We start from the raw sequence: 25,237 nt of genomic DNA, 5'->3' as shown, positions 1-25,237 counted from the left end.
CTGAAAACGACAAGGGCCGGTTACCGCCTTCGCGGCAACCGGCCCTTGTCATTCGAACGTCAACGCGCCCTTGCGGGCCCCTCCGTCAGACGTCGAACTTCACGCCCTGCGCCAACGGCAGCTGACGGCTGTAGTTGATCGTGTTCGTCGCACGGCGCATGTATGCCTTCCACGCATCCGAACCCGACTCGCGGCCGCCGCCCGTTTCCTTCTCACCGCCGAACGCGCCGCCGATCTCCGCGCCGCTCGTGCCGATGTTCACGTTGACGATCCCGCAATCGCTGCCCGCCGACGACATGAACTGCTCGGCCTCGCGCATGTCATTCGTGAAGATCGCCGACGACAGGCCCTGCGGCACCGCATTGTGCACGTCGATCGCGTCCTCGAAGTTGTCGTACACCATCACGTAGAGAATCGGCGCGAACGTCTCGCGCTCGACCACCGCCGATTGCTTCGGCATCCGCACGATGGCCGGACGCACGTAGTACGCATCCGCGTGACCGACATCGATGCGCTCACCGCCCTTCACTTCGCCGCCCTGCTCGCGTGCGTCGGCCAGCGCCTTCTGCATCGCGTCGAACGACGCACGGTCGACCAGCGGGCCGACGAGCGTGCCTTCCTCGAGCGGGCTGCCGACCTTCACCGACGCATAGGCCTTCTCGATGCGCGGCAGCAGCTGGTCGACGACGCTGCGATGCACGATCAGGCGGCGCAGCGTCGTGCAGCGCTGGCCGGCCGTGCCGACCGCCGCGAACGTGACGGCGCGCACCACGAGGTCGAGGTCGGCGCTCGGCGCGACGATCATCCCGTTGTTGCCGCCGAGCTCGAGGATGCCGCGTGCGAGACGCTGGCTCAGCACCTTCGCCACTTCCTGGCCCATCCGCACACTGCCCGTCGCGCTGACGACCGGCACCTTCTTCGACGACGTCAGCACCTCGCCGACATCGCGCATGCCGAGCACCAGCTGGCTCAGGCCCTTCGGCGCGACGCCCGGGTGGGTCTTCTCGAATTCGCGGATCGCCTTCTCGAGCAGCACGTGGCACGCAATCGCGGTGAGCGGCGTCTTCTCCGACGGCTTCCACACGACCGAATCGCCGCACACGAACGCGAGCGCCGCATTCCAGGCCCACACCGCGACCGGGAAGTTGAACGCCGAGATCACGCCGCACACCCCGATCGGGTGCCACGTCTCCATCATCCGGTGACCCGGGCGCTCGGACGCGATCGTCAGGCCGTAAAGCTGGCGCGACAGGCCGACCGCGAAGTCGCAGATGTCGATCATTTCCTGCACTTCGCCGAGCCCTTCCGACGTGATCTTGCCGGCTTCGAGCGTGACGAGGCGGCCGAGTTCGGCCTTGTGCTCGCGCAGCACGTTGCCGAACACGCGCACGAGTTCGCCGCGCACCGGCGCCGGCACCGTGCGCCACTTGAGGAATGCGTCGTGCGCGGCGTCGATCTTGCGCTCGGCGTCGGCGGGCGAGTCGACCGCCAGCGTCGCGAGCGTCGCGCCGTCGAGCGGCGAACGCGCGGTCAGCGCATTGCCTTTCCACTGGGCGAGATCGATGTCGAGCGCAGCAAGAATGTCGTTGAATTGCATCACTTCCTCTTCAGGGACAGATTGATCGGTGCGGCGGCAACGCCGCCCGCGTGATTCGATTGGAGCGCGTTCGCGCGCCCTGTGCAAGCGGATGCGTAGCTCGGCAGGCCCGGTGCGCCGCGTGGCGCATCGCGCGGCGCCGCCACCGGAAACCCGGCCGGACGGCACGCCCCGGCCTCGCGAGGCACGATCCATGAGACACATTGTCGGTGGCCACAAGTCGGGCCGCTATTGATATTAACTCACGACTTCATTCCCAAAACGCAACACCCGGGCAGGACGAGACCGCTTGATTCGGTACGGTCACGGGACCTGTCCGGGGCCAGTGGCCGGGCCATCGGGCCGGTTTCGATGCGCGACAAGTTGATGACAAAGTTGCATCACCCAGTGCGGAAATATCGTTTGCCGCGCATGCGGCCGGCACATACGATCGGTGCGGCGTCGAGGTGCACCGCACCCGGCGCCCCGACGCGCCGCCGATCAGCGGCCGGACGACAGACGAAGGCGACACGCGTCGCGGCCGGTGCACCGGTCGTTCCAGTCGATCCGGACCAAGCCCGCGCAGCAGTGCCGCTGCCCGCCGTGGCGGCCGGCGACGCGTCACGCTTCGTAGCCAAAAAAACAATCCTGGAGACAGCGCCCAGCACCCGCCATGCATTCAGATGCCCGCCCCGACTCGCCCCGTCCGTCCGGCTCGCCGCCCGCGAAGCCGTCCCTCCACCGCGCACTGCAGGCGCGCCATCTGCGGATGATCGCGATCGGCGGCTCGATCGGCACGGGCCTGTTCGTCGCGTCCGGCGCGTCGATCTCGCAAGCCGGCCCCGGTGGCGCGATGCTCGCGTACATGCTGATCGGCCTGATGGTCTACTTCCTGATGACGAGCCTCGGCGAAATGGCCGCGTTCATGCCGGTGTCGGGCTCGTTCGCGACCTACGGCGCGAAATTCGTCGACGAGGGCTTCGGCTTCGCGCTCGGCTGGAACTACTGGTACAGCTGGGCCGTGACGCTCGCGGTCGAACTCGTCGCCGCGCAGCTCGTGATGCACTACTGGTTTCCGCACGTGCCAGGCGTCTGGTGGAGCGCGATCTTCCTCGCGCTGATCTTCGCGCTCAACGCGCTGTCGGTGCGCGGCTTCGGGGAAGCCGAATACTGGTTCGCGCTGATCAAGGTGCTGACGGTGCTCGCGTTCGTTGGCGTCGGCCTGCTGATGATCTTCGGGATCATGCAAGGCGGCCCGAGCGCGGGCTGGGGCAACTTCACGATCGGCGACGCGCCCTTCGTGGGCGGTTGGGCAACGATGCTCGGCGTCGCGATGATCGCGGGCTTCTCGTTCCAGGGCACCGAAATGATCGGCGTCGCGGCCGGCGAATCGGAGAACCCGCGCACGACGATCCCGCGCGCGGTCAGCCAGATCTTCTGGCGCATCCTGCTGTTCTACGTGTTCGCGATCTTCGTGATCGGCGTGCTGATTCCGTACACCGACCCGAGCCTGCTGAAGAGCGACGTCACCGACGTGGGCGTGAGCCCGTTTACGCTCGTGTTCCGCCACGCGGGCCTCGCGTTCGCGGCCGGCGTGATGAACGCGGTGATCCTGACGGCCGTGCTGTCGGCCGGCAACTCGGGCATGTACGCGTCGACGCGGATGCTCTATAACCTCTCGGTCGAAGGCCGCGCGCCGAAGCTGTTCGCGAAGCTGTCGCCGGGCGGCGTGCCGCGCAACGCGCTGTACGCGACGACCGCCGTCGGCGCGCTGTGCTTCCTCACGTCGCTGTTCGGCGACAAAACCGTCTACCTGTGGCTGCTGAACACGTCGGGCATGGCCGGCTTCATCACCTGGCTCGGCATCGCGGTCAGCCACTACCGGTTCCGCAACGGCTTCCTCAAGCAGGGCTATCGGCTCGACCAGCTGCCATACCGGTCGAAGTGGTTTCCGTTCGGCCCGCTGTTCGCATTCGCGTTGTGCGCGGTCGTCGCACTCGGCCAGGACTACCAGGCGTTCCTCGCCGACAGGATCGACTGGGCCGGCATCGCCGCGACCTACATCGGCCTGCCGTTCTTCCTCGCGATCTGGCTCGGCTACGCGCTGGTGCGCAAATGCCGCCTCGTCCGCTACGAGGACATGGAGATCGCGCCGTGGATCGAGCGCAACGCGACGCCCGAAGCGACGGTAAAGGCCAGTACCGGCTATCCGGCCTACGTTGTCGCCCCGCCCAACCCGACGCCGGGCGCCTGACGCCCGGTCGAGCAACGGCCGCCGCCCGACCGCCGCGGCCGTTGCACTGAAAAACCCATTCGACGCGACGCGCGCGTTCAGGCAAGATCGACGCGCGCCGTCCGTTTTTCCGTCGTGACGAATCACCGAAAACGCATGCAGAACTTCTACGAAGCCACCGTTACCCGCCAGCCCTACCCGCAACTGACCGGCACCATCGACACGCAGGTCTGCATCGTCGGCGGCGGCCTCGCCGGCCTGTGCACGGCGCTCGGCCTCGTCGAGCGCGGCGTGCAGGACGTCGTCGTGCTCGACGGAGAGCGGGTCGGCTTCGGCGCATCGGGCCGCAACGGCGGCTTCGTGTTCGGCGGCTACAGCCTCGACAACGCGGACCTGCTGCGCACGCTCGGCCGCGACGAAGGCCGCCGCCTGTACCGGCTCACCGTCGATGCGGTCGACCTGATCCGCGCGCGGATCGCCCGCTACGGGATCGACTGCGACATCGTCGACGAGGGCGTGATGCTCGCGAACTGGTTCGACGATCCATCGCGGCTCGACGGCGTGCGCACGCTGATGAAGCAGGAATTCAACGTCGACTGGGAACCCGTTTCGACGGACGCGCTGCGCGCGCGGCTGAAGACACAGCGCTATTACGGCGGCCTGTTCGAGCCGAACGCGTTTCACTTCCATCCGCTCAAGTACGTGCTCGGCGTCGCGGCGGCCGCATCGCGCGGCGGCGCGCGCGTGTACGAACGCTCGGCCGCGCTCGGCATCGCGCGCGAAGGCGCCGGCTACGTCGTGCGCACGGCGCAGGGCACGGTGCGCGCGAAGGACGTCGTGTTCGCCGGCGGCGGCTATGCGCGCGGCGTGTCGCCGCGCATCGAGCGCGCGGTGCTGCCGATCGCGACCTACGTGATCGCGACCGAACCGCTCGGCACGCGCCTGCCCGACGCGATCGACGCGCCGTACGCGATCTACGATACGCGTTTCGCGTTCGACTACTACCGCCCGCTGAAGGACACGCGCATTCTGTGGGGCGGCCGGATCTCCGTGCTCGACCGCGGCCCCGACGCGATCGCGCGACTGCTGCGACGCGACCTTTTGCGCGTGTATCCGCAGCTCGAAGGCGTGAAGGTCGAATACGCCTGGGGTGGGCTGATGAGCTACGCGCGGCACAAGATGCCGCAGATCGGCCGCGACACGGACGGCGTGTGGCACGCGATCGCATTCGGCGGTCACGGGATGGCGCCCACCACCGTCGCCGGCGAAGCGCTCGCCGCCGCGCTGGCCGGGGAGCGGCCCGTGCCGGAGGGCTTCGCCGCGTTCGGGCTCACGCGCACGTTCGGGCTCGCGGGACTCGCGGCCGCGCAGCTCACGTACACCGCGTACCAGGCCCGCGACGCGCTCGCGTCGTGCCGGCGCTGAGCGGCGGCAGCAGCCGAAACCGCACGGCCGATTAGAACGAAAGGTCGGCCGGGCCGGCATTTCCCGCATGCTAGAATGGATTTTTCATGCCGCCGCGAACCCACAACAAAGTCACATGAAAGCTGGAAGCAAGGCCGCCACGTCCGAAAGCCGCGCACTTGCGACCGATGCGCGGCGCAAATACGATCCCGAGCAAACCAAGCGCAACATCCTCGACGTCGCCACGCAGGAGTTTTCCGCGATGGGCCTCGCCGGTGCGCGCGTCGACGCGATCGCCGAGCGTACGAACACGACGAAGCGGATGCTGTACTACTACTTCGAAAGCAAGGAAGGCCTGTACGAGGCCGTGCTGGAGAAGGTGTACGGCGACATCCGCGCGCTCGAGCAGGAACTGCACGTCGGCGACATGGAGCCGCGCGAAGGCATGCGCCGGCTCGTCGAATTCACGTTCGACTATCACGACAAGCACCGCGACTTCGTCCGCCTCGTGTCGATCGAGAACATCCACGGCGCGAAGTATCTCGAACAGCTGAAGTCGTTCAAGAACCGCAACGTCAGCATCATCAAGACGCTCGAGGAACTGCTCGAGCGCGGTGCGGCGAGCGGCGCCTTCCGCAAGGACATCGACGCGTTCGACCTGCATCTGCTGATCAGCTCGTTCTGCTTCCACCGCGTGTCGAACCGTTATACGTTCGGCGCCGCGTTCGGCCGCGATCCGTCGGCGCCGCGCCTGCGCGCGCGACATCGCGAGACGATCACCGACTCCGTGCTGCGCTACGTCGCCGCGTAGGCGCACCGCGCGATTCCGCCCGAAGGCCGGCCGGCGAGCATTCCACTCGCCGTCCGGCACACCTCCCGAACGTCTCCGCGCCGCCTGCAACCGGCATGGGCCGAGCGCACGCCGCGCACTTCTTCATGCCGCATCACGCCGCGCGTGCGTCGCGGGCGAGTCCGTCTGCACGGTCGACGCCAGCGCGATCCGCGCCTTCTCCTCCGGGCTTCCCGCCACGTAATATTTCTTCGCCCAGCTCGAATCCGGTGCGAGCGCGAGCTGCCGCTGCGCACCGGCGCCATGCCGTTTCGTTTCGATCGACAGCGCCCGCGCGCGGTAGTGCTCGTAGAGCCGCAGGAATTCCGCGAGATAGACCGCCGCGATCCGCGTGTCGCGAATCTCGAGCAGGTTCTCGTCGTTGTACTGCTCGGAGTTGCGGCTCATGTTCGCCGAGCCCGTATAGACGATCGGGTTCGCGCCTTCCGCATCGATCACGATGAACTTGTGGTGGATCACGACCGGCGGATACATCGGCGCCGGCTCGCCCGGAAAGAGGCGCAGCTCCGGCTCGAAACCCTTCGGCACCGATGCCGGCGAAAAATAGGCGGCATCGATCACGTCGCGCCGATCGCGCTGGCGATGGTAAAGCTCGAGGTTCGCGAGCGTCGCCGCATCGAGCGACTGCCCGTCGTGCTGCGCGGCATCGGCCTTCGTCGCGCTACCGACGTTGATGCGGTTCACCAGGCCGAACATCATCAGGCCGCGGTCGCCGGCTGCAAAGCATGCGTCGCGCAGCGCAGCGTCGGTCGGCATGAACAGGCAGAACGACACCGAATGCTTCGCGGCCGCGATCGCGGCGACGATCGTATCGATCTCGGTGCGCTGCCCCGCCGGCTCCGGCGAAAACGCGACGCGCACTTGCGCGCTGCCGATCGTCACCGGCGCCGACCAGCCCGCCGACAATTTCGCCGTCTCCGCGATCGGCGGATTCGCAGCCAGCGCGTGCGCACGCGCGTTGTACAGCGCCGCGAGCGCCGGCGAATCGAATGCGTGCAGCACGTTCGCCTGCTCCGTCAGTCCTTCGGTCGTGAAGTTCGCGGAACCGGTCAGCACGCGCGTGGGCGTCACCGTAGTGACCACATTCGCCGGTGCGTCGGTCACGATGAACTTGTCGTGCATGATGTGCGTCCGGTCGCGCGGCGCGAGCGTCGCGAGGCCCTGCAGCGCGTCGACGGCCGGCTGGTTCGGCGACGGCAGCGGCGGCTTGCCCTTGCGCGCGGTCTCGTGCGCGTCGTAGACGATCGCGAGCGACGCCTCGCCATGTTGCCGTCCGAACGCCTCGAATGCGGGCAGCGCCCACAGCGTGTCCGTCAGATGGTAGACGGCCGACACCGCGCGCGACGCGGGGTCGAGCATCGCCGCGAACACCTGTTCCATGTCGTTCGCGAGCCACGTGCGCAGCTTCAGTGCCTGGTCCGCGCTCGGCGCCGCATCCGGCGCGAGTCCCAGTGCCGCGACCTGCTTCGCGAACGCCTGCGAGCTGACGACCGCACGGTTGAACCACGTACCGACGCCATCCACGACGTGAGCGGGCAACACGATCTCGCACACGCCGGCCTCCGCATCGAGCACCTGCAGGTGCTCCGGCGTGCCGACGACCGGATAGACGTCATAGCGGAATGACGCATCGCGGTCCTGCGGATCGATGCGCGCGTCCCACCACATGAATTTCTGGATCGGCGCCTGGTCGGTCGGTGCGTCGCCCTGCGTGTCGGCGGCCGGGCCGTCGAACGTGAGCCGGTTCGGCAGCCAGCTGTACGGCGCCCGCGTCTTGCCGTCGGCCGCCCAGAAACCGGGCGTGCGCCGGATCGCGAAGCCGAGGAAGTCGGTGCGCGACGCCGCGTCGGGCCAGTCGAAGGCCAGCAGGACCAGGGTCGGAGAAAGATAGCTGCGTACGCTGACGGTCATTCGTTGCTCCTGCCGGGCGGCCCGGTCGAGATGAATGAGTCAGTGTTGACGGTGGTTCTTCCCGTGCGATGACGGTTCGATGAACCTTGTATGTCGGACGCGCGTCAGTCGCACACGAGCAGCTCGATGCCGCGTGCGGTCAGCGCGCGGCGCACGGCCTTGTCCGGCGCGCGCTCGGTGACGAGGTAGCGCGCGGCCGACGTGCCGTTGATCCGCACCGGCGTCACGCGGCCGAACTTCGAATGGTCGGCAACGATGATCGCCGTGCCGGCGGCCGCGATCATCCGGCTGCGCACTTCGGCCGCGAGCCGCGAGTAGTCGGTGCAGTCGCCGTCGGCCGTGATGCCGCCCGCGCCGACGAACGCGAAATCGACATGGTATTGCGCGAGTTGCTGGATCGTATCGAGCCCGAACGTCGCGTCCTCGTCGTCGGACAGTTCGCCGCCGAGCAGCGTCACACGATTGCCGTTGCGCCGCGCGAGCACGAACGCCGTGCGCCAGTCGTTCGTGTAGATCGACAGCCGGTGCCGGTCGGCCAGCGCGAGCGCGACCGCGTGCGGCGTGCTGCCCGAGTCGATCAGCACCGATGCGTCGTCGGGCACGAATTCGGCCGCGCGTCGCCCGATCGTGCGCTTCGCTTCGGCGTTCGCCGCTTCACGCTCGGACAGGCTCGGCTCGCGGCGGTCCGCCGCCAGCGCGCCGCCATGCGTCATCACGAGCAGGCCGCGCGCCGCGAGCGCATTCAGGTCGCGCCGGATCGTCTCGCGCGACACGTCGAGCGAGCGCACGAGTTCGGCTACCGACAGCGCGCCCGATCGTCCGAGTTCCGACAGAATGTATTGATGACGTTGTTCCGCCAGCATCGCAATGCGCCCGAGGCGACTGGTAATGGGTAAGCCGAGCATTGTATTACGGCCGCTTGACCGCCATTTGACGGCGGTGCGGCTGGCGGTCGTCGCGTTTCACGAAAGCGAAATTCTGTATTGCCCGATGCGCGCGAATCGGCACGGCAAGCGGTTGCTACACTTTGCGTTTCGCCGAACGACAAACCATAAAGGGGCTTGGGGAATGTATCGCAAAGGCAGTGTGCTCGAAATCCAGTTTTCGCCAGAACGACTCAACGACGGAGCGGGCGATCCATACTGGATCGACCTGACGCTCGACGAGGCGCGCCGGCTTTACGAACAGCTCGCTGCGCGCTTCGCGACCGACGCGCGCGCGAACCAGCCGCTCGACACGTTCTCGCTCGACTGATCGCCCGTCCTTTCCGCGCGCCACGGCGCGCTTTCATGTCGCAGCACCTTCATTCGGCTGGCCGGTAACGGAATGGCCGGCGCGCCGCCGCGCTCGCGGCACGTCACGCCCACGGCCAACGCGCCGCGCACGGCAACCGCATGCAGCGCGCACGCGCCACGAGCAAGTGCAGAATCCGACAAGACGGCGGCACCGGTTCGACCGATACTGGCCGACTTCACGATTCGTCCGGCCGTATCGCGGCCCGCCACGCATGTTTAACTCGCTCGTCGCCGCGGCGTTCGTCGCGCTGTGGTCCACCGGCTTCATCGTCGCACGGGCAATCAAGCCCTACGCCGATCCGAACCTGTTCCTGCTCGCACGTTTCGCCGGCACGGCCGTGCTGTTCGGCGCGGTGGCGCTCGCCGCGCGCGCGCCGTGGCCGGCCCGCCGCGAATGGCCGCGCCACCTGATCGCGGGCGCGCTGCTGCAAGGCGTCTATCTCGGCGCCAGCTACTGGGCCGTCGCGCAGGGACTGAATGCGGGCGTGATGGCGTTGCTCGGCGCGCTGCAGCCGCTCGCCACCGCCGTGCTCGCAGTGCCGCTGTTCAATGAGCGCCTGCCCGCGCGCGGCTGGCTCGGGATGGCACTCGGGCTCGCCGGCGTCGCGCTCGTGCTCGCGCCAAAGGTCGCGGGCGGCGTCGCGCCGCCACCGGGCGCCGCGCCCGCGTGGTTCGTCGTGGCCGTGTCGATCCTGTCGGTCGGCTCGATCACCGCCGGCTCGCTGTATCAGAAGGGCAAGCTCGCGCAGAACGACCTGCGCACGGCCGTCGCCGTGCAGAACCTCGGCGCGGCGATCGTCGCGGCCGTCTTCGTCGCGTTGCTGCACGAAACGCGCTGGATCGGCGCGCCGGCGCTGTGGATATCGCTCGTGTGGGGCGTCGTGTTCCTGTCCGGCGGCGCGGTCACGATGCTGATGTGGATGCTGCGGCGCGGCAACGCCGCGCGCGCGACGTCGTTGCTGTTCCTCGCGCCGCCGCTCGCCGCCCTGCAGGGCTATCTGCTGTTTGGCGAAACGCTCGCGGCCGTCCAGCTCGCCGGCTTCGGGCTCGCGCTGGCGGGCGTCGTGCTCGCGCGGCGCTGACGCGGACGAGCGAGCGAAAGCAGGAAGCGTCCGTCACCGCGCCCCTTCCATGCATCGAAACGAAGCATCCGCGTGCACGCCGGAGTCGACGCGCCCCGCGCGCTGCCCCATGACGATGCAGCGCGTCTCGCCAATGCAACGCGCGGTCGCCGGATCGCATGCCCGGCGCGGCGCCGGGCCGCGATTGCGCTTATGATGGGCGCCTTGCATTTCGTTCCGGAACCACACTCCATGACATCCGCCGATTACGCCAGCCGCCAACGCGCGATCATCGCCGAACTGAACGTCACCCCGCACTTCGACGTCGATGCCGAGATCGCCCGGCGCGTCGACTTCCTCGCGCAGTACCTTCGTTCGACCGGCCTGCGGACCTACGTGCTCGGCATCAGCGGCGGCGTCGATTCCTCGACGGCCGGACGGCTCGCGCAGCTGGCGGTCGAACGGCTGCGCGCCGACGGCTACGACGCCCGCTTCATCGCGATGCGCTTGCCGAACGGCGTGCAGAACGACGAAGCCGATGCACAGCGCGCGCTCGCGTTCGTGCGCGCGGACGAGACGTTCACGGTCGACGTGAAGCCGGCCGCCGACGCGATGCTCGCATCGCTCGTCGCCTCCGGCCACGCGTTCGAAAACCCGGCACAGCAGGACTTCGTGCACGGCAACATCAAGGCACGCGAGCGCATGATCGCGCAGTACGCGGTCGCCGGCGCGCGACGCGGCATCGTGATCGGCACCGACCACGCGGCCGAATCGCTGATGGGATTCTTCACGAAATTCGGCGATGGCGGCGCGGACGTGCTGCCGCTCGCCGGCCTGAGCAAGCGCCGCGTGCGTGCGGTCGCCCGCGCGCTTGGCGGTGACGAACTGATCGTGATGAAGGTGCCGACGGCCGACCTCGAGGAACTGCGTCCGCTGCGCCCCGACGAGCACGCGTATGGCGTCACCTACGACGAGATCGACGATTTCCTCGAAGGCAAGGCCGTGGCCGACAGCGTGTACGAAACGGTGCTGCGCTTCTACGACGGCTCGCGCCACAAGCGCGCGCTGCCGTACACGCCGTTCGACTGGCCGGCCGCGTAAGCCGGCGCCGTCGCCGCAACACCATGCCGCGCCGCGCGGAACCTGGCGGTTACGCGCGGCACGTGCAAGACGGGCAACACTACGCGTGCCCGCCCGTCTTCTTCGCTTGGAGTGCGCGAATCCGCATCCGCGCGCCCGTATCGCTGACCGTCGCGTCGTACATCGTCGCGAGATCGCGCTTGAGCGCGGTGCGCGAACCGCCGTCGAGATACACCATATGCCCCGACGGATAAAAGCGCGCGGACAGGTTCTGCCGCACCTTCTGATCCTCGAGCGGCATCTGCTGCAGGTCGATCACGGTCTGGTAGAACGGCGTGACGAAATCGTAGAGGCCGTTCGCCGACAGCACCTTCAGGTCGACGTTCAGCGCCATCACCGCGGCGAGATCGCCGGCCGTATAGAGGATCACGTTCCCCTTCGCATCGATGCCCTGCTGCGCGCCGGTCGGATCGATATGGCTGAAGTCCCAGTTCTGGAACGCCTGGTCGTTCAGGTCCGTGAACGCGGAATTCGACGTGAACTTCAACTGCTCGTTCAGGTAGCTGTTCCACATCGCCGTGTAGACACCCGTCACGGCCGTCATCGTCGGGTCGTTGCCGCCCGAGTTCGGATCGATCTTGCCGGCGATGCCCGACGAGATCCCGGTCACGCGGCCGTCGTACGAACCGAGCGCGAGCCCCTGCGCGTGCAGCAGCGTCGTCAGGAACAACGAATTGCCACGCGCGTCGTAGCCCGCGATGTCGAGCCCCCAGGTCTGCAGCGTCGCGGTGTCGACGCCCGTGTAGTCCGACAGCTTCCGCACGGCGGCCGGATCGGCATGCGGCACGTTGCGCAGTGCGCTCAGGTAGTCGGTACGCGCGAACTGCGCGACTTCCTCGACGAACGTGCCGAGATCGGTCGGCGCGGGCGTGACGCCGAGCTTCTTGTGATACCACGCGTCGGCCGCTGCGGTCGGCAGCGCGCCGACCGGGTTGCCGGCCTGCCGGTAGTCGAGGATCGACGACTGCAGCGTGATGCCGTTCAGGTCGACGCCGTCCTCGTGCAGCTTGTACGCGAGCACGCAGCTGCGCGCGGTGCCGTACGACTCGCCGAACAGGTATTTCGGCGAATTCCAGCGGTTGTTCTTCGTCAGGTAGCGCTTGATGAACTGCTTCAGCGAATTCGCGTCCTGGTCGACGCCCCAGAAGTTGCGGTTCTTGTTCGGCGCGACGGCCGCCGAATAGCCGGTGCCGACGGGGTTGATGAACACCAGGTCGCTGTGGTCGATCATGCTGTCCGGATTGTCTTCCATCTGGTACGGCGCAGGCGGCGTGAACCCCGGCATCGAGGTCTTGATGCGCTTCGGCGCGAACGAGCCGAGCAGCACGAACACCGACGACGACCCGGGACCGCCGTTGTAGAAGAACGTGACGGGCCGCGTTTCCTCCTTCGCGCCGTCGGCCGTGAACGCGACGTAGAAGATCTTCGCGGCCGGCTGCGAACTGCTCGGATCGACCGTCACGAGATGGCCGGCTGTCGCCGTGTACGCGAGGCGCTTGCCGTCGATCAGGATCGTGTGGTGCGTGATCGCAGCCGCTTCGGTCGTGTCGGTGACCGAGTCGTCGGGGCCATTGCCGTACGCGACCGGATCGAAGAACGGCTGGTCGCGGCCGTGGCTCAGCGCGACCGGATTGATGGTCGGCGGCACGCCATGCGAATTGTGGTCGCCGTGATGCAGCGGATACACGCCGCCGGAAGATGCGGAATCGATGCCCATCGTGCTGCTCCTGGAGGTGAGAAAAAGGCGCGGGCCGGAAGCCCGCGCCATACGAAAAGCCGTGTACCGCCGCCGTCAGCTCGATGGCTTGCGCGTCAGGATCGCCGCGAGCTGCGCGCCGTTCGGGCTGCCGAGGCCCGTGCACGCATCCCAGCCCTGCGCGGCCGCATACGCGCCGTTCGAGCCGTGCGTGATGTCGCGCAGCGCACCCGGGTTCTTGTACAGCACCGGGTTGACCCAGCCGACGGCCGCACCGCCCGCCGCCGCATTGATCCGTGCGATCAGCGCGGCCCACAGTGGCGCGACCGCGCTCGTGCCGCCCATCACCGTGGCCGTGCCCGCGATCGACACTTCGTAGCCCGTCTGCGGCGACGCATCGCCGGCGACGTCCGGCACGCCGCGCTTCGCGAGCGGTGCGCTGCTGCCATCGGCGCGCGTGACGGTCAGCCCCTGCTGCCACGCCGGCAGGTCGAACAGCGTGCTGACACCGCCCCCGCCCGCGCCGCCGCCGGCCGCCTCGTCGTTCCACGTGACCTCGCTGCGAATGCCCTGCCCGGGCAATGCATCGAGCTGCGTGCCGCCGCAGCCGAGCACATACGGGCTCGATGCGGGGAAGTCGACATGATCGGCGCCGTCCTGCAGCCCGTCGCCCGAGCCGCTGTCACCGGATGCCGCGCACACCGTGATGCCCTGCGCGGCCGCTGCCTGCAGCACGCGGTTGAACGCCTGCGCGGATTGCGCCTGCCAGATCGCCTCCGGGCCGCCCCAGCTGATCGAGATCACCGACGGTTTGTTGGTCCTGTCGCTGACGGCCGCGTTGACGGCCTGGACGAAGCCCGCGTCGCTGTTCGGCGCGAAGTAGACGGCGATCTTCGCGGCCGGCGCGATTGCGCCGGCAATCTCGATGTCGAGGGCGACTTCGCCGTCCGGGCCGCTCGGGTCGCCGGTCGGTGTGTTGCGGCCGGTGCCGACGTTCACGTCGACGAGCGTCGGCGGCGTCTTGATGCCGAGCCCGTGGAAATACTGCTGGATGTCGGCCGCGCGGTAGCCACCGCCGAGCTCGATGATCGCGATGCACTGCCCGGCACCGTCGCCGGCCGGGAAGCCGTACAGCGACGCCAGCTGGATCGGGGTGAACGTGACGCCCGCCGCGCCGCCGCGTGCGGGCTTGAACGGCGGTCGCAGCCGGAAGTGCGGCCGCGCCTGGGGGCGGCTGTCGAGGCCGAGCACGGCCGTGACGACATCGCCGAGATCGTCGGGCAGCGCGATCGGGCCGGAGCGGCCGCGATACTGGCCGATCGACTGATGCTCGAAGCGCTCGAGCTTGACGCTGAACGCGGCTTCGAACTGCTGGATCGTGCCGGACAGGACGACGACGCTTTCAACGGGATCGACGCGATCGACCGTCAGCTGGTGGTGACGCGCGAAGTCCTCGGCCTTGCGAATGTCGTCGGGATTGGCGGAAAAGCGTTGCGCGAAGGTTTCGCGCGACACCGGTTTCGCTTGCGCGTCGCCGGCGGCGAGCTGGTGGACCAACGTATCGAGTTGCCCTTCTTCCTGCCGCCGCAACATGATCGTGACGTGGATGCGTTCTGCCGGATCGCACGGGCCGAGGCACTTGGACTCGGCGACGATTCGGGGTTCACGGTCGGCGTGAAGATGCCTTGCCATGTTCAGACCCTCCTTGGTACCGCGTTGCACGGAACAGCCAGGAAATCGGACATGGCCCGCGGAAGTCGGTTCCGTTCGGTCAGTCGGTTCGCGAATGCGCGAAGTTGAAGGGAGTTTAGATCAGTCAGACGATTTGCGCGCACGCCCTTCTGCGGCGGGACATGGCCACGAAGGCCGGCATTGCACGCGGCCTCTGTCGATCGTCACATCGCTGCCGAGCGGCAGCGATGTGACGATGCGGCTCAATCCATCGACAGCCGCAGCGCGAACCCGATGAGCGCAGCGGAAAACGTCCAGCGCTGGACCGTCTGCGCGAGCGGATGCGCGCGCATCCACGCCGCGATGCGCGACGCGCCGAGCACGCATGCGAGGTCGAAGCACACGCCGGCCGCGACCAGCAGCGCGCCGAGCTCGAACATCTGCCACACGACGGGCCCGGCCTCGGGGCGCACGAACTGCGGTAGCAGCACCGAGCAGAACAGCAGCGCCTTCGGGTTCAGCAGGTTCGTCAGCAGCCCCTTGAAGAACGACTGCCGCAGTTCGCCCGGGGCCGCCTCGTCACCGTCGCCGAGTGTGAACACCGGGGAGCGGAACACCTGGATCGCGACGTACGCGAGATAAAGCGCGCCGCCGTAACGGATCGCCTCGTACAGCCACGGCGCGCTGCGGATCAGCGCCGCGACGCCGCACGCGGAGAGCGTCACGTGCGCGGTGCGCGACAGCGAAAGGCCGGCGGCCGCCGCCATGCCCGGGCGCACGCCGCGGCCGATGCTGGTCTGCAGCACGAGCGCCATGTCGGGCCCGGGCACCGCGTAGATGGCCGCCAGCGCGGCGAGATAAATCAACAGCAAATGCGTGGAAATCATGGTCTGCCCCCGTCCTTCAATGACGATATGTTGCCGCTGAAGGTAGAGGGATTACTGGCCATCTTTGGCTCAGGATTGGCGATTCATAGCGGAATCCGCCACAATCATGGAATCTATGCAAGGATTCCGCCAACATGACCGAACTCGACAAAACCGATCGCGCGATTCTCGCCGCGGTGCAGCGCGACGGCCGCCTGCCGATCGCGCGTCTCGCCGATTCCGTCGGCCTGTCCGAAACGCCGTGCGCGCGGCGCCTGAAACGTCTCGAAAACGACGGCTACATCGAGCGCTACCGCGCGCAGTTGTCACGCCAGGCGCTCGGCTTCGGCGTCGTCGCGTTCGTGCTGGTTCGGTTCGCGACGCACGATCGCAAGGTCGCCGACCGGTTCGAACGGGAAGTGCTCGGCATCGAGCGGATCCTCGCGTGCCACAACGTCGCGGGCACGGCCGACTACCTGCTGCAAGTGGTCGCGCGCGATCTCGACGACTACGGCACGTTCCTGCGCGACTCGCTGCGGATGCTGCCTGGCGTCACGTCGATCGAATCGGCGCTGTCGTTGCGGGAGGTGAAACACGACGCGGGGTTGCCGGTGCCGTGATGCAGACAACGGCTCGCTCCGGCGTGACACTCGTCCACATTGCCGGCGTTGTCCGACCTCGCGCGGCCTCACGCGGCCTCACACGACGTCGGGCGACTGGTGCGCGCGCTCGAGGTCCTCGAGGAACGCCTCGACGAGCGGATCGCCGCGCCCGTCGCGCGCCACGACCATGTGGAACGTGACCTCGTAATGCAGCCGATCCGGGTTGAGCGGCGCAAGAAGCCCCTGCGCGACATACGGCGCCGCGAAGTGCTGCGGCAGGTAGCCGAGGTGATGGCCTGACAGGATCAGCAGCGCGACCGCCTCCATGTTGTCGGCGGTCGCGCTCACGCGATCGGGCGTCGTCGACATCTGCGCCTCCGGCAGCGGATACGAGCGCCAGGCCCATTCGAATCCCGCGACGTCGGCCGGCGTCAGCGCGCCAGCGCGTTCGAACAGCGGATGGCCGCGACCGCAGTACGCGACCTGCCGCTCGATGAACAGCGGCGTGTAATGCAGCGTCGGCACGCGATGCCAGAAGTAGCCAACCGCGATCTGGATCTCGCCGTTCAGCAGTTTCTCCTCGAGATCGCCCGGCGCACGCACCGAGATCGAGAAGCGCACGGCCTCGTCGCGTGTGCGGAACGCGGCGATCGCCTCCGCGATCCGCGCGTTCTGGCTGACCGGCGTATGGCCGATCAGGCCGATACTCAGCGTACCGACCAGCTGGCGGTCCATGTGCCGCGCGGCCATCCCGAATTCGTCGAGCGCGGCGAGCAGCTTGCGGCTCATCGCGTGGAACCGCTCGCCCTTCGGCGTGAGCCGGAAGCCGCTGCGGCCACGCTCGCACAGCCGGTAGCCGAGCCGCGTCTCGAGCGACGACAGTTGCGCGCTGATGGTCGACTGGCCGACGTTCAGCATCGCCTGCGCGGCCGACACGCCGCCCGCATCCGTGACCGCGAGAAACACGCGGATCAACCGCAGATCGAGGGTCGACAGATTCCCCAGCACGCTATTCCCCTTCCATACATCGATGAAAATCGATGTTTACGTCGATATCTTCGCATTCTTCTTTCCCGCCGGACGCGTAAAACTATGCGCCAAGCCGCGTCGAATGATACGGCAACCCCACATCGGAAGAGACAAGCCCATGAACGACCACACCCATTTCCAGCCGCTCGGCGGCAATGAAATGCCGCGCAGCGGCGGCATCGCGACGATGATGCGCCTGCCGTACGTGGCGAGCGCCGAAGGCCTCGACGCGTGTTTCGTCGGCGTGCCGTTCGACCTCGGCACCTCCAATCGCACCGGCGCACGCTTCGGCCCGCGCCAGATCCGCACGGAATCGGTGCTGCTGCGCCCTTACAACATGGCCACGCGCGCCGCGCCGTTCGATTCGCTGCAGATCGCCGACATCGGCGACGTCGCGATCAACCCGTACAACCTGCACGATTCCATCGCGCGCATCGAGACCGCGTACGACGCGATTCTCGCGCACGACTGCAAGCCGATCACGCTCGGCGGCGACCACACGATCGCGCTGCCGATCCTGCGCGCGATCCACCGCAAGCACGGCAAGGTTGCATTGATCCACGTCGATGCACACGCCGACGTGAACGATACGATGATGGGCGAAAAGATCGCGCACGGCACGCCGTTCCGCCGCGCGGTCGAGGAAGGCCTGCTGCATGGCGACAAGGTCACGCAGATCGGCCTGCGCGGCACCGGCTACGCCGCCGAGGATTTCGACTGGTGCCGCGAGCAGGGCTTCCGCGTGGTCCAGGCCGAGGAGTGCTGGAACAAGTCACTCGCGCCGCTGATGGAAGAAGTGCGCGCGCGCATCGGCGACACGCCCGTCTACATCACCTTCGACATCGACGGCATCGACCCGGCCTACGCACCGGGCACCGGCACGCCGGAAATCGCCGGCCTCACGGTGCCGCAGGCGCTCGAGATCATCCGTGGCGCGAAGGGGCTGAATATCGTCGGTTGCGATCTCGTCGAAGTCGCGCCGCCGTACGACCCATTCGGCACCACCGCCCTGCTCGGCGCGAACCTCGCCTACGAGTTGCTGTGCGTGCTGCCCGGCGTCGCGTACCGCGACTGATCCCGGCGCACAACCTATTCAAAATCAGAGGATTCCAGAGGAGCACATAACAGATGGGGACTGCCATCAAGCAACCGAAGCGGGCTGCGCTCGCTTCGTTCGTCGGCACCACGATCGAATGGTACGACTTCTATAGCTACGCGACCGCCGCCGCCATCGTGTTCGGGCCGCTGTTCTTTCCCGGCGAAAGCCGTTTCGTCAGCCTGCTCGCGTCGTTCGGCTCGTTCGCGGTCGGCTTCTTCGCGCGGCCGCTCGGCGGCGTCATGTTCGGCTATCTCGGAGACCGCTTCGGCCGCAAGCGCTCGCTGCTCGCGACGCTGATGCTGATGGCCGTATCGACGGTCGCGATCGGCCTGCTGCCGACCCATGCGCAAGCCGGCGTGATCGCACCGATCCTGCTGGTTCTGATGCGCGTGCTGCAAGGTATCGCCGTCGGCGGCGAATGGGGCGGCGCGGTGCTGCTCGCCGGCGAGCATGCGCCCGAAGGCAAGCGCACGTTCTTCGCGTCGTTCGCGCAGCTCGGCAGCGCGAGCGGCCTGATCCTGTCGATGCTCGCGTTCGGCGCGATCAGCACGCTGTCGAAGGACGACATGATGAGCTGGGGCTGGCGCGTGCCGTTCCTCGCGAGCGCCGTGCTGCTGGCGGTCGGCTTCGTGATCCGCGCGAGCGTGTCCGAGTCGCCCGAGTTCGAGGAAGTCAGGAAGAGCGGCAACACCGCGCAGAACCCGGTGCGCGAGGCACTCAAGTACTGGCCGCTGCTGCTGCTCGCGATCGGCGCGAACGTGTACGGGATCGCCGGCGTGTATTTCAGCAACATCTTCATGATCAGCTATGCGACGCAGTTCCTGTCGCTCGACCGGTCGATGGTGCTGCATTGCATGACGATCGTCGCCGTACTGCAGTTCGTCGTGCAGCTCGCGGCCGCGTTCATCGCGCAGCGCTTCGGCACGACCCGCGTGCTGCTGATCACCGGCGCCTGGGCCGCGATCGTACCGTTCGTGATGCTGCCCCTCGTGCACATGGGCACGCCGCTGTCGATCACCGTCGGCGTCGGCCTCGCGACGCTCGCGGAATCGGGCTACTACTCGGTGGTCGCTGGTTTCGTCAGCGGCATCTTCATCGCGCGCATCCGCTACACGGCGATCTCGATCGCGTACCAAGTGTGCGGCGCGATCGCCGGCGGCCTTACGCCGCTCGTCGCCACGCTGATCGCACAAAACACCGCGCCGCAATGGTGGCCGCTCGCGATCCAGTATACGAGCGCCGCCGTGTTGTCGTCGGTGTGCGTGTGGCTGATCTCGCGCCGCGTCAGCATCGACGATGCCGGCGCGCCCGGCAAGGCGGACGAAGCGCTGCCGCGCGGCGCACGCACAGCGTAACCTCACGCAGCGGGCAGGCGGCATCGCCTGCCCGTTTGCGGTGCGCGTACCGCGGTACGCCGCACTGTCCCCACCCCGCCGAACAAGCGGCCCACACATGCGGGCCGCTTGTTGCCATCCGATCGTCGATCGCGACGGCGTACACCCAGCGTTCGCGCGTTATCGCACCTGGCGGCGCAGCGTCTTTGCGGCGGCGACCATGTTCGTCAGCGCCGGAATCACTTCCGCCCACTGGCGCGTCTTCAGCCCGCAGTCCGGGTTCACCCACAGGCGCTCCACCGGAATCCGCTCGGCCGCCTTCTTCATCAGGCCGACGATGTGATCCTGCGTCGGGATGTTCGGCGAGTGGATGTCGTACACGCCCGGCCCGATCTCGTTCGGATACCTGAAGCTGTCGAACGCGTCGAGCAGCTCCATGTCCGAGCGCGACGTCTCGATCGTGATCACGTCCGCGTCCATGTCGGCGATCGACGCGATGATGTCGTTGAACTCCGAATAGCACATGTGCGTATGGATCTGCGTATCGTCCTGCACGCCGTTCGCGGCGATGCGGAACGACTCTACCGCCCACTGCAGGTACTCGCCCCATTGCGCGCGGCGCAGCGGCAGCCCTTCGCGCAGCGCGGCCTCGTCGATCTGGATCACGCGCACGCCGGCCTTCTCGAGATCGAGCACTTCGTCGCGGATCGCCAGCGCGAGCTGGCAGCACGACACCGAACGCGGCTGGTCGTCGCGCACGAACGACCAGTTCAGGATCGTCACCGGGCCGGTCAGCATGCCCTTCATCGGCTTGCTCGTCAGCGACTGCGCATACGCGATCCATTCGACCGTCATCGCCTTCGGGCGGCTGATGTCGCCGAACAGGATCGGCGGCTTCACGCAGCGCGAACCGTACGACTGCACCCAGCCGAACTGGCTGAATACATAGCCGTCGAGCTGCTCGCCGAAGTATTCGACCATGTCGTTGCGTTCGGCTTCACCGTGCACCAGCACGTCGAGCTCGAGCGACTCCTGCTCGCGCACGCTGCGCTCGATTTCCGCCTGCATCGCCTTGCGATAGCCGGCTTCATCCAGCGCGCCCGCCTTGAACTGGCTACGCGCCAGGCGAATCTCGGCGGTCTGTGGAAACGAGCCAATCGTCGTCGTCGGGAACGCCGGCAGATTCAGGCGCGCCGACTGTTTCAGCGCGCGCTGCGTGTACGGGCTCGCGCGGTTGCCGAGTTGCGCGTCGATACGTGCGATCGCGGCCTTCACCGCCGGGTTGTTCACGCGCGGCGAGCGACGGCGCGCTTCGATCGCGGCGGCGTTCGCGGTGAGCGCGTCGGCCACCTTGTCGCGGCCTTCGTTCAGCGCGGTCGCGAGCACCTTCAGTTCGTCGAGTTTCTGCAGCGCGAACGCAAGCCATGCACGGATCTCCGCATCGAGCTTCTCCTCGCTCGCGAGATCGACCGGCACATGCAGCAGCGAGCACGACGGTGCGAGCCACAAGCGGTCGCCCAGTTGCTTCGCGAGCGGTTCGAGGCAGTCGAGCGTCGCGTTCAGGTCCGTCTTCCAGATGTTGCGGCCGTTGATCACGCCCACCGACAGCACGCGGTCGGCCGGCAGTTCGCGCACGAGCGCGTCGATTTCGTCGCGCGCGTTGATCGCATCGATATGCAAGCCGTCGACCGGCAGCGAGGCCGCGAGCGTCAGGTTGTCCTGAAGCTGGCCGAAGTACGTCGCGAGCAGCAGCTTGATGCGGCGCGTCTCGAGCGTGTCGTACGCGGTGCGCAGCGCCAGGCGCCATTCGGCGTCGAGCTCGGTGACGAGGATCGGTTCGTCGATCTGCACCCATTCGACACCCTGCGCGGTCAGCGTATCGAGCAGCGCGCCATATACCGGCAGCAGCTTCGGCAGCAGCGCAAGGCGATCGGAATCGTCCTTCGCCTTGCCGAGCCACAGATACGTGACGGGGCCGAGAATCACCGGCTTCGCGGCGACGCCCTGCGCCTGCGCTTGCGCCAGTTGCTGGAGCAGGCGCGACGGATCGAGCGAGAAGTTCGTGTCCGCGTGGAACTCCGGCACGATGTAGTGATAGTTCGTGTCGAACCACTTCGTCATTTCACCGGCGGCGACACCGCCGCAGCATGCCGCGTGTTCTTCCGCCGACTGCGCCGAACGGCCGCGCGCGACGCGGAAATAGTTGTCGAGCGCGTCGCCGTGAAAGTCCTGCACGCGCTTCGGCAAGTTGCCGAGCGTGAAACTCATGTCGAGCACCTGATCGTAGAACGCGAAATCGCCGATCGGTACGAGATCGAGGTCGCGCTGGTCGTTCCAGTGGCGCTGGCGAAGTTCGGCGCCGAGGGCCTTCAGTTCGTCGCGCGACGATTCGCCCTTCCAGTAGCGTTCGAGACCGAACTTGAGTTCGCGCTTCGCGCCGATGCGCGGAAAACCGAGGTTGTGTGTCGTAACCATGAAGCTGCCATCCAGAAGAAATTGAAGATCCGGCAGCCATCATAGGGATTTCATCCCATGAAATAAAATGGCATTATTTCATTCATCCATTAAAGTTGTTCATGTATCTGTTGGGTGAACGATCTCCATGCTGGAACGATTCCATCTCGTCGTGATCCGCGAAGTCGAGCGCCAGGGCTCGCTGACCGCGGCCGCCAATGCGCTGCATCTCACGCAATCGGCGCTCAGCCATACCGTCCGGAAAATCGAGCAGCAGCTCGGTACGCCGATCTGGGACCGGGAAGGACGCGGCCTTCGGCTCACGCAGGGCGGGCAGTATCTGCTGAAGCTGGCGAACCGGCTGCTGCCGCAGTTCGAACTCGCCGAGGAGCGGATGAAGCAGTACGCGAAGGGCGAGCGCGGCACGCTGCGCATCGGGATGGAGTGCCATCCGTGCTACCAGTGGCTGCTGAAGGTCGTGTCGCCGTACCTGTCGCGCTGGCCGGACGTCGACGTGGACGTGAAGCAGCGCTTCCAGTTCGGCGGCATCGGCGCGCTGTTCGGCCATGACATCGACGTGCTCGTGACGCCCGACCCGCTCAACAAGCCGGGGCTGCGCTTCGATCCCGTGTTCGATTACGAGCAGGTGCTCGTGGTCGCGGATGCGCATCGGTTCGCGAACGCCGACTACGTGACGCCCGAGCAGCTGACCGACGAGGTCCTGATCACCTATCCGGTCGAAACCGACCGGCTCGACATCTACAACCAGTTCCTGACGCCAGCCGGCATCGTGCCGCGGCGCCACAAGTCGATCGAGACGACCGACATCATGCTGCAGATGGTGGCGAGCGGCCGGGGCGTGGCCGCGCTGCCGAGGTGGCTTGCCGATGAATACGCGGACCGGATGCCGGTCGTGCCGGTCAAGCTCGGCAAGAAGGGCATTGCGAAACAGATCTTCCTCGGCATCCGCGAGGCGGATGCGTCGATCGACTATTTGGCCGCATTCGTCGCGCTGGCGCGCGAATCGACGTGGAGCGCGCCACGCATGCTGCGCTAGCCGCGCTCGCACACTACGCACTGCCGGCAGTCCGCATGTCGGTGCGCAGGCTCGTGTTCACTATAAGGACGACGACGCGAGCCGTGCACGACATGTTGCGTCACGACGTTACGGCACCGCCCCCTTACACATCCGTAAGACCATGATTCGCCATCCGTACTGTCATCAAACTGACTGCTAGCGAAAGCTAGGATCGGACGCGGTTCCTTTACGAGATGCCGTCATGAATCATCCTGCTTCGTCCGCGCCGAACAATTCGGGTTCAGTCGAACGCACCAGGCAGGTCGGATATGCCGTGTTCCTGCTGGTGCTCGCATTCGGCGCCGCGTATATCGCCACGCACCTGATCGCCGATCTGTCGCCGGTCCGCGAAGGGTCGCTGTTCCCGTACCTCATGCTCGGCGCCGCGCTGCTGATCGCGCTCGGCTTCGAATTCGTCAACGGCTTCCACGACACCGCGAACGCAGTGGCCACCGTGATCTATACCCACTCGCTGACGCCCAACGTCGCGGTGATCTGGTCCGGCATGTGGAACTTCCTCGGCGTGATGGTCTCGAGCGGCGCCGTCGCGTTCGGCATCCTGCAGTTGCTGCCGGTCGAACTGATCCTGCAGGTCGGTAGCGGCGCAGGCTTCGCAATGGTGTTCGCGCTGCTGATCGCCGCGATCATGTGGAATCTCGCGACCTGGTATTTCGGGCTACCGTCGTCGAGCTCGCATACGCTGATCGGGTCGATCATCGGCGTCGGTCTGATGAACCAGTTGATGCACGGGCCGTCCGGCACAAGCGGCGTCGACTGGGGCCAGGCGCTCGGTGTCGGCAAGTCGCTGCTGTTCTCGCCGATCGTCGGCTTCCTGTGCGCGGCACTGCTGCTGCTCGTGCTGAAGGCGCTCGTGCGGATTCCCGATCTGTACAAGGAGCCGCCGAAGGATCAGCCGCCGCCGTTCTGGATTCGCTGCCTGCTGATCTTGACCTGCACGGGCGTGTCGTTCGCGCACGGATCGAACGACGGGCAGAAAGGGATGGGCCTCATCATGCTGATCCTGATCGGCACGGTGCCGACCGCGTATGCGCTAAACAAGGCCGTCACGCCAGCCGAAACGCAGACGTTCGTCGCCGTCGCGAACCAGGCTGCCGCGACGTTCGGGAAGTATACGAACGGCGTCGCGCCGTCCGCGAACCCGCGCGCCGACGTCGAACACTACGTGCAGCATCGTGAACTGACGCCCGCCGTGCTGCCTGCCGTGCAACAGCTGTCCACGATGCTCGCGACCGCAGTCGGTACGTCGGGGTCGATGGCGGCGGTGCCGCAACGCGACGTCGACAACGTGCGCAACACGATGTATCTGGTATCCGAAGCGATTCGCCTGATCGAGAAGTCGGGGCAGCCCGCGCTCACCGCCGACGACAAACTCGCCATCGACAACTATCGCAAGCAACTCGACCACGCAACCAAGTTCATTCCGACGTGGGTGAAAGTCGCCGTCGCCATCGCACTTGGCCTCGGCACGATGGTCGGCTGGAAGCGGATCGTCGTGACCGTCGGCGAGAAGATCGGCAAGCAGCATTTGACGTATGGGCAGGGTGCGTCGGCCGAACTCGTCGCGATGCTGACGATCGGTGCCGCCGACGTGTACGGGCTACCCGTGTCGACGACGCACGTGCTGTCGTCGGGCGTTGCGGGCACGATGGCCGCGAACGGATCAGGGCTGCAGTGGAGCACGGTGCGCAGCCTCGTGCTCGCGTGGGTGCTGACGCTGCCCGCGTCGATCGTGCTGGCAGGCGGGCTCTACTGGTTGTTCCGGTCAGTGGCGTGATCGGGCAAACGGTGGGTGGCCGGTGAGAGCCGGTCGCCTGCCGTGGAAGATTTCGCCGTCGCTTCTCCGCTTTTCCGCTTCGACACTTCTCGGGATTGAATGGGTTCTTGCCACGTCCTTGCTTTTTCCGCCTTTCCGGATTG

General features: G+C 67.1%; 19 protein-coding genes. 11 read left to right on the top strand and 8 right to left on the bottom strand.

All coding sequences use genetic code 11. The features are described from left to right. Positions 1-85: 85 nt before the first annotated feature. A complete protein-coding gene (gene amaB, locus WS66_RS01695; RefSeq protein ID WP_059598724.1) occupies positions 86-1,597 on the bottom strand; it encodes an L-piperidine-6-carboxylate dehydrogenase in 1,512 nt (503 codons plus the stop codon). A 652-nt stretch (positions 1,598-2,249) separates the two neighbouring features. Here amaB and WS66_RS01690 point away from each other — a divergent pair. The 3 genes from WS66_RS01690 (at position 2,250) to WS66_RS01680 (ending at position 6,024) form a co-directional block, all read left to right on the top strand. Next, positions 2,250-3,830, top strand: a complete 1,581-nt coding sequence (locus tag WS66_RS01690) for an amino acid permease (protein WP_059598725.1) — start codon at positions 2,250-2,252, stop codon at positions 3,828-3,830. A 135-nt stretch (positions 3,831-3,965) separates the two neighbouring features. Beyond that, positions 3,966-5,234, top strand: a complete 1,269-nt coding sequence (locus WS66_RS01685; protein ID WP_059598726.1) for an NAD(P)/FAD-dependent oxidoreductase — start codon at positions 3,966-3,968, stop codon at positions 5,232-5,234. Between the two features lie 115 nt (positions 5,235-5,349). Next, a complete protein-coding gene (locus tag WS66_RS01680; protein ID WP_059464545.1) occupies positions 5,350-6,024 on the top strand; it encodes a TetR family transcriptional regulator in 675 nt (224 codons plus the stop codon). A 123-nt stretch (positions 6,025-6,147) separates the two neighbouring features. Here WS66_RS01680 and WS66_RS01675 read toward each other — a convergent pair whose 3' ends face one another. Together WS66_RS01675 and WS66_RS01670 are read right to left on the bottom strand one after the other, a co-directional pair. Beyond that, complete coding sequence (locus tag WS66_RS01675; protein ID WP_059598727.1) at positions 6,148-7,974, bottom strand: phospholipase D-like domain-containing protein; 1,827 nt, start codon at positions 7,972-7,974, stop codon at positions 6,148-6,150. Positions 7,975-8,078: 104 nt separating this feature from the next. Continuing rightward, positions 8,079-8,837 carry a DeoR/GlpR family DNA-binding transcription regulator gene (locus WS66_RS01670; protein WP_059598728.1) on the bottom strand — a complete coding sequence of 253 codons (759 nt, stop codon included), beginning with the start codon at positions 8,835-8,837 and terminating at the stop codon, positions 8,079-8,081. Positions 8,838-9,042: 205 nt separating this feature from the next. Between WS66_RS01670 and WS66_RS01665 the strand changes: the two genes are divergently transcribed. The 3 genes from WS66_RS01665 to nadE all read left to right on the top strand — a co-directional run bounded on the left by WS66_RS01665 (position 9,043) and on the right by nadE (position 11,431). Beyond that, a complete protein-coding gene (locus tag WS66_RS01665) occupies positions 9,043-9,228 on the top strand; it encodes a hypothetical protein (protein ID WP_006752380.1) in 186 nt (61 codons plus the stop codon). 253 nt (positions 9,229-9,481) lie between these two features. Then, the gene (locus tag WS66_RS01660) at positions 9,482-10,351 is read left to right on the top strand and encodes a DMT family transporter (RefSeq protein WP_059598729.1); all 870 of its coding nucleotides are present in this window, start codon (positions 9,482-9,484) and stop codon (positions 10,349-10,351) included. A gap of 231 nt (positions 10,352-10,582) precedes the next feature. Further along, positions 10,583-11,431, top strand: coding sequence for an ammonia-dependent NAD(+) synthetase (gene nadE, locus WS66_RS01655; protein WP_059598730.1), 849 nt, complete (start codon positions 10,583-10,585; stop codon positions 11,429-11,431). A 79-nt stretch (positions 11,432-11,510) separates the two neighbouring features. On the opposite strand, the gene WS66_RS01650 is transcribed toward nadE, so the two are convergent. From WS66_RS01650 to WS66_RS01640, 3 genes are all read right to left on the bottom strand, one after another. Next, positions 11,511-13,187, bottom strand: a complete 1,677-nt coding sequence (locus WS66_RS01650; protein ID WP_059598731.1) for a S10 family peptidase — start codon at positions 13,185-13,187, stop codon at positions 11,511-11,513. Positions 13,188-13,262: 75 nt separating this feature from the next. After that, positions 13,263-14,858, bottom strand: coding sequence for a S53 family peptidase (locus tag WS66_RS01645; protein ID WP_059598732.1), 1,596 nt, complete (start codon positions 14,856-14,858; stop codon positions 13,263-13,265). A 242-nt stretch (positions 14,859-15,100) separates the two neighbouring features. Then, positions 15,101-15,724, bottom strand: a complete 624-nt coding sequence (locus WS66_RS01640; protein ID WP_059598733.1) for a LysE family translocator — start codon at positions 15,722-15,724, stop codon at positions 15,101-15,103. Between the two features lie 134 nt (positions 15,725-15,858). Between WS66_RS01640 and WS66_RS01635 the strand changes: the two genes are divergently transcribed. Next, complete coding sequence (locus WS66_RS01635) at positions 15,859-16,323, top strand: Lrp/AsnC family transcriptional regulator (protein WP_044848788.1); 465 nt, start codon at positions 15,859-15,861, stop codon at positions 16,321-16,323. A 78-nt stretch (positions 16,324-16,401) separates the two neighbouring features. On the opposite strand, the gene WS66_RS01630 is transcribed toward WS66_RS01635, so the two are convergent. Beyond that, positions 16,402-17,313, bottom strand: coding sequence for a LysR family transcriptional regulator (locus WS66_RS01630; protein WP_059598734.1), 912 nt, complete (start codon positions 17,311-17,313; stop codon positions 16,402-16,404). A 139-nt stretch (positions 17,314-17,452) separates the two neighbouring features. On the opposite strand from WS66_RS01630, the gene speB reads away from it, so the two are divergent. After that, a complete protein-coding gene (speB, locus tag WS66_RS01625) occupies positions 17,453-18,409 on the top strand; it encodes an agmatinase (protein WP_059598735.1) in 957 nt (318 codons plus the stop codon). Positions 18,410-18,462: 53 nt separating this feature from the next. Further along, positions 18,463-19,788, top strand: coding sequence for an MFS transporter (locus WS66_RS01620; protein WP_059464556.1), 1,326 nt, complete (start codon positions 18,463-18,465; stop codon positions 19,786-19,788). Between the two features lie 159 nt (positions 19,789-19,947). Here the strand turns inward: WS66_RS01620 and metE are convergent, their stop codons facing one another. Then, complete coding sequence (gene metE / locus WS66_RS01615; RefSeq protein ID WP_059598736.1) at positions 19,948-22,242, bottom strand: 5-methyltetrahydropteroyltriglutamate--homocysteine S-methyltransferase; 2,295 nt, start codon at positions 22,240-22,242, stop codon at positions 19,948-19,950. Between the two features lie 127 nt (positions 22,243-22,369). Here metE and WS66_RS01610 point away from each other — a divergent pair, with 127 nt between their 5' ends. Both WS66_RS01610 and WS66_RS01605 read left to right on the top strand, forming a co-directional pair. Continuing rightward, positions 22,370-23,278, top strand: a complete 909-nt coding sequence (locus tag WS66_RS01610) for a LysR family transcriptional regulator (protein WP_059532643.1) — start codon at positions 22,370-22,372, stop codon at positions 23,276-23,278. Between the two features lie 223 nt (positions 23,279-23,501). After that, positions 23,502-25,094: an inorganic phosphate transporter gene (locus WS66_RS01605; protein WP_059598737.1), complete on the top strand. Its 1,593-nt coding sequence runs from the start codon at positions 23,502-23,504 to the stop codon at positions 25,092-25,094. Positions 25,095-25,237: the final 143 nt, after the last annotated feature.

The sequence above is a fragment of the Burkholderia sp. LA-2-3-30-S1-D2 genome, assembly GCF_001523915.2.
Taxonomy (GTDB): domain Bacteria; phylum Pseudomonadota; class Gammaproteobacteria; order Burkholderiales; family Burkholderiaceae; genus Burkholderia; species Burkholderia diffusa.
This window is presented reverse-complemented; position numbering and strand designations above follow the sequence as displayed.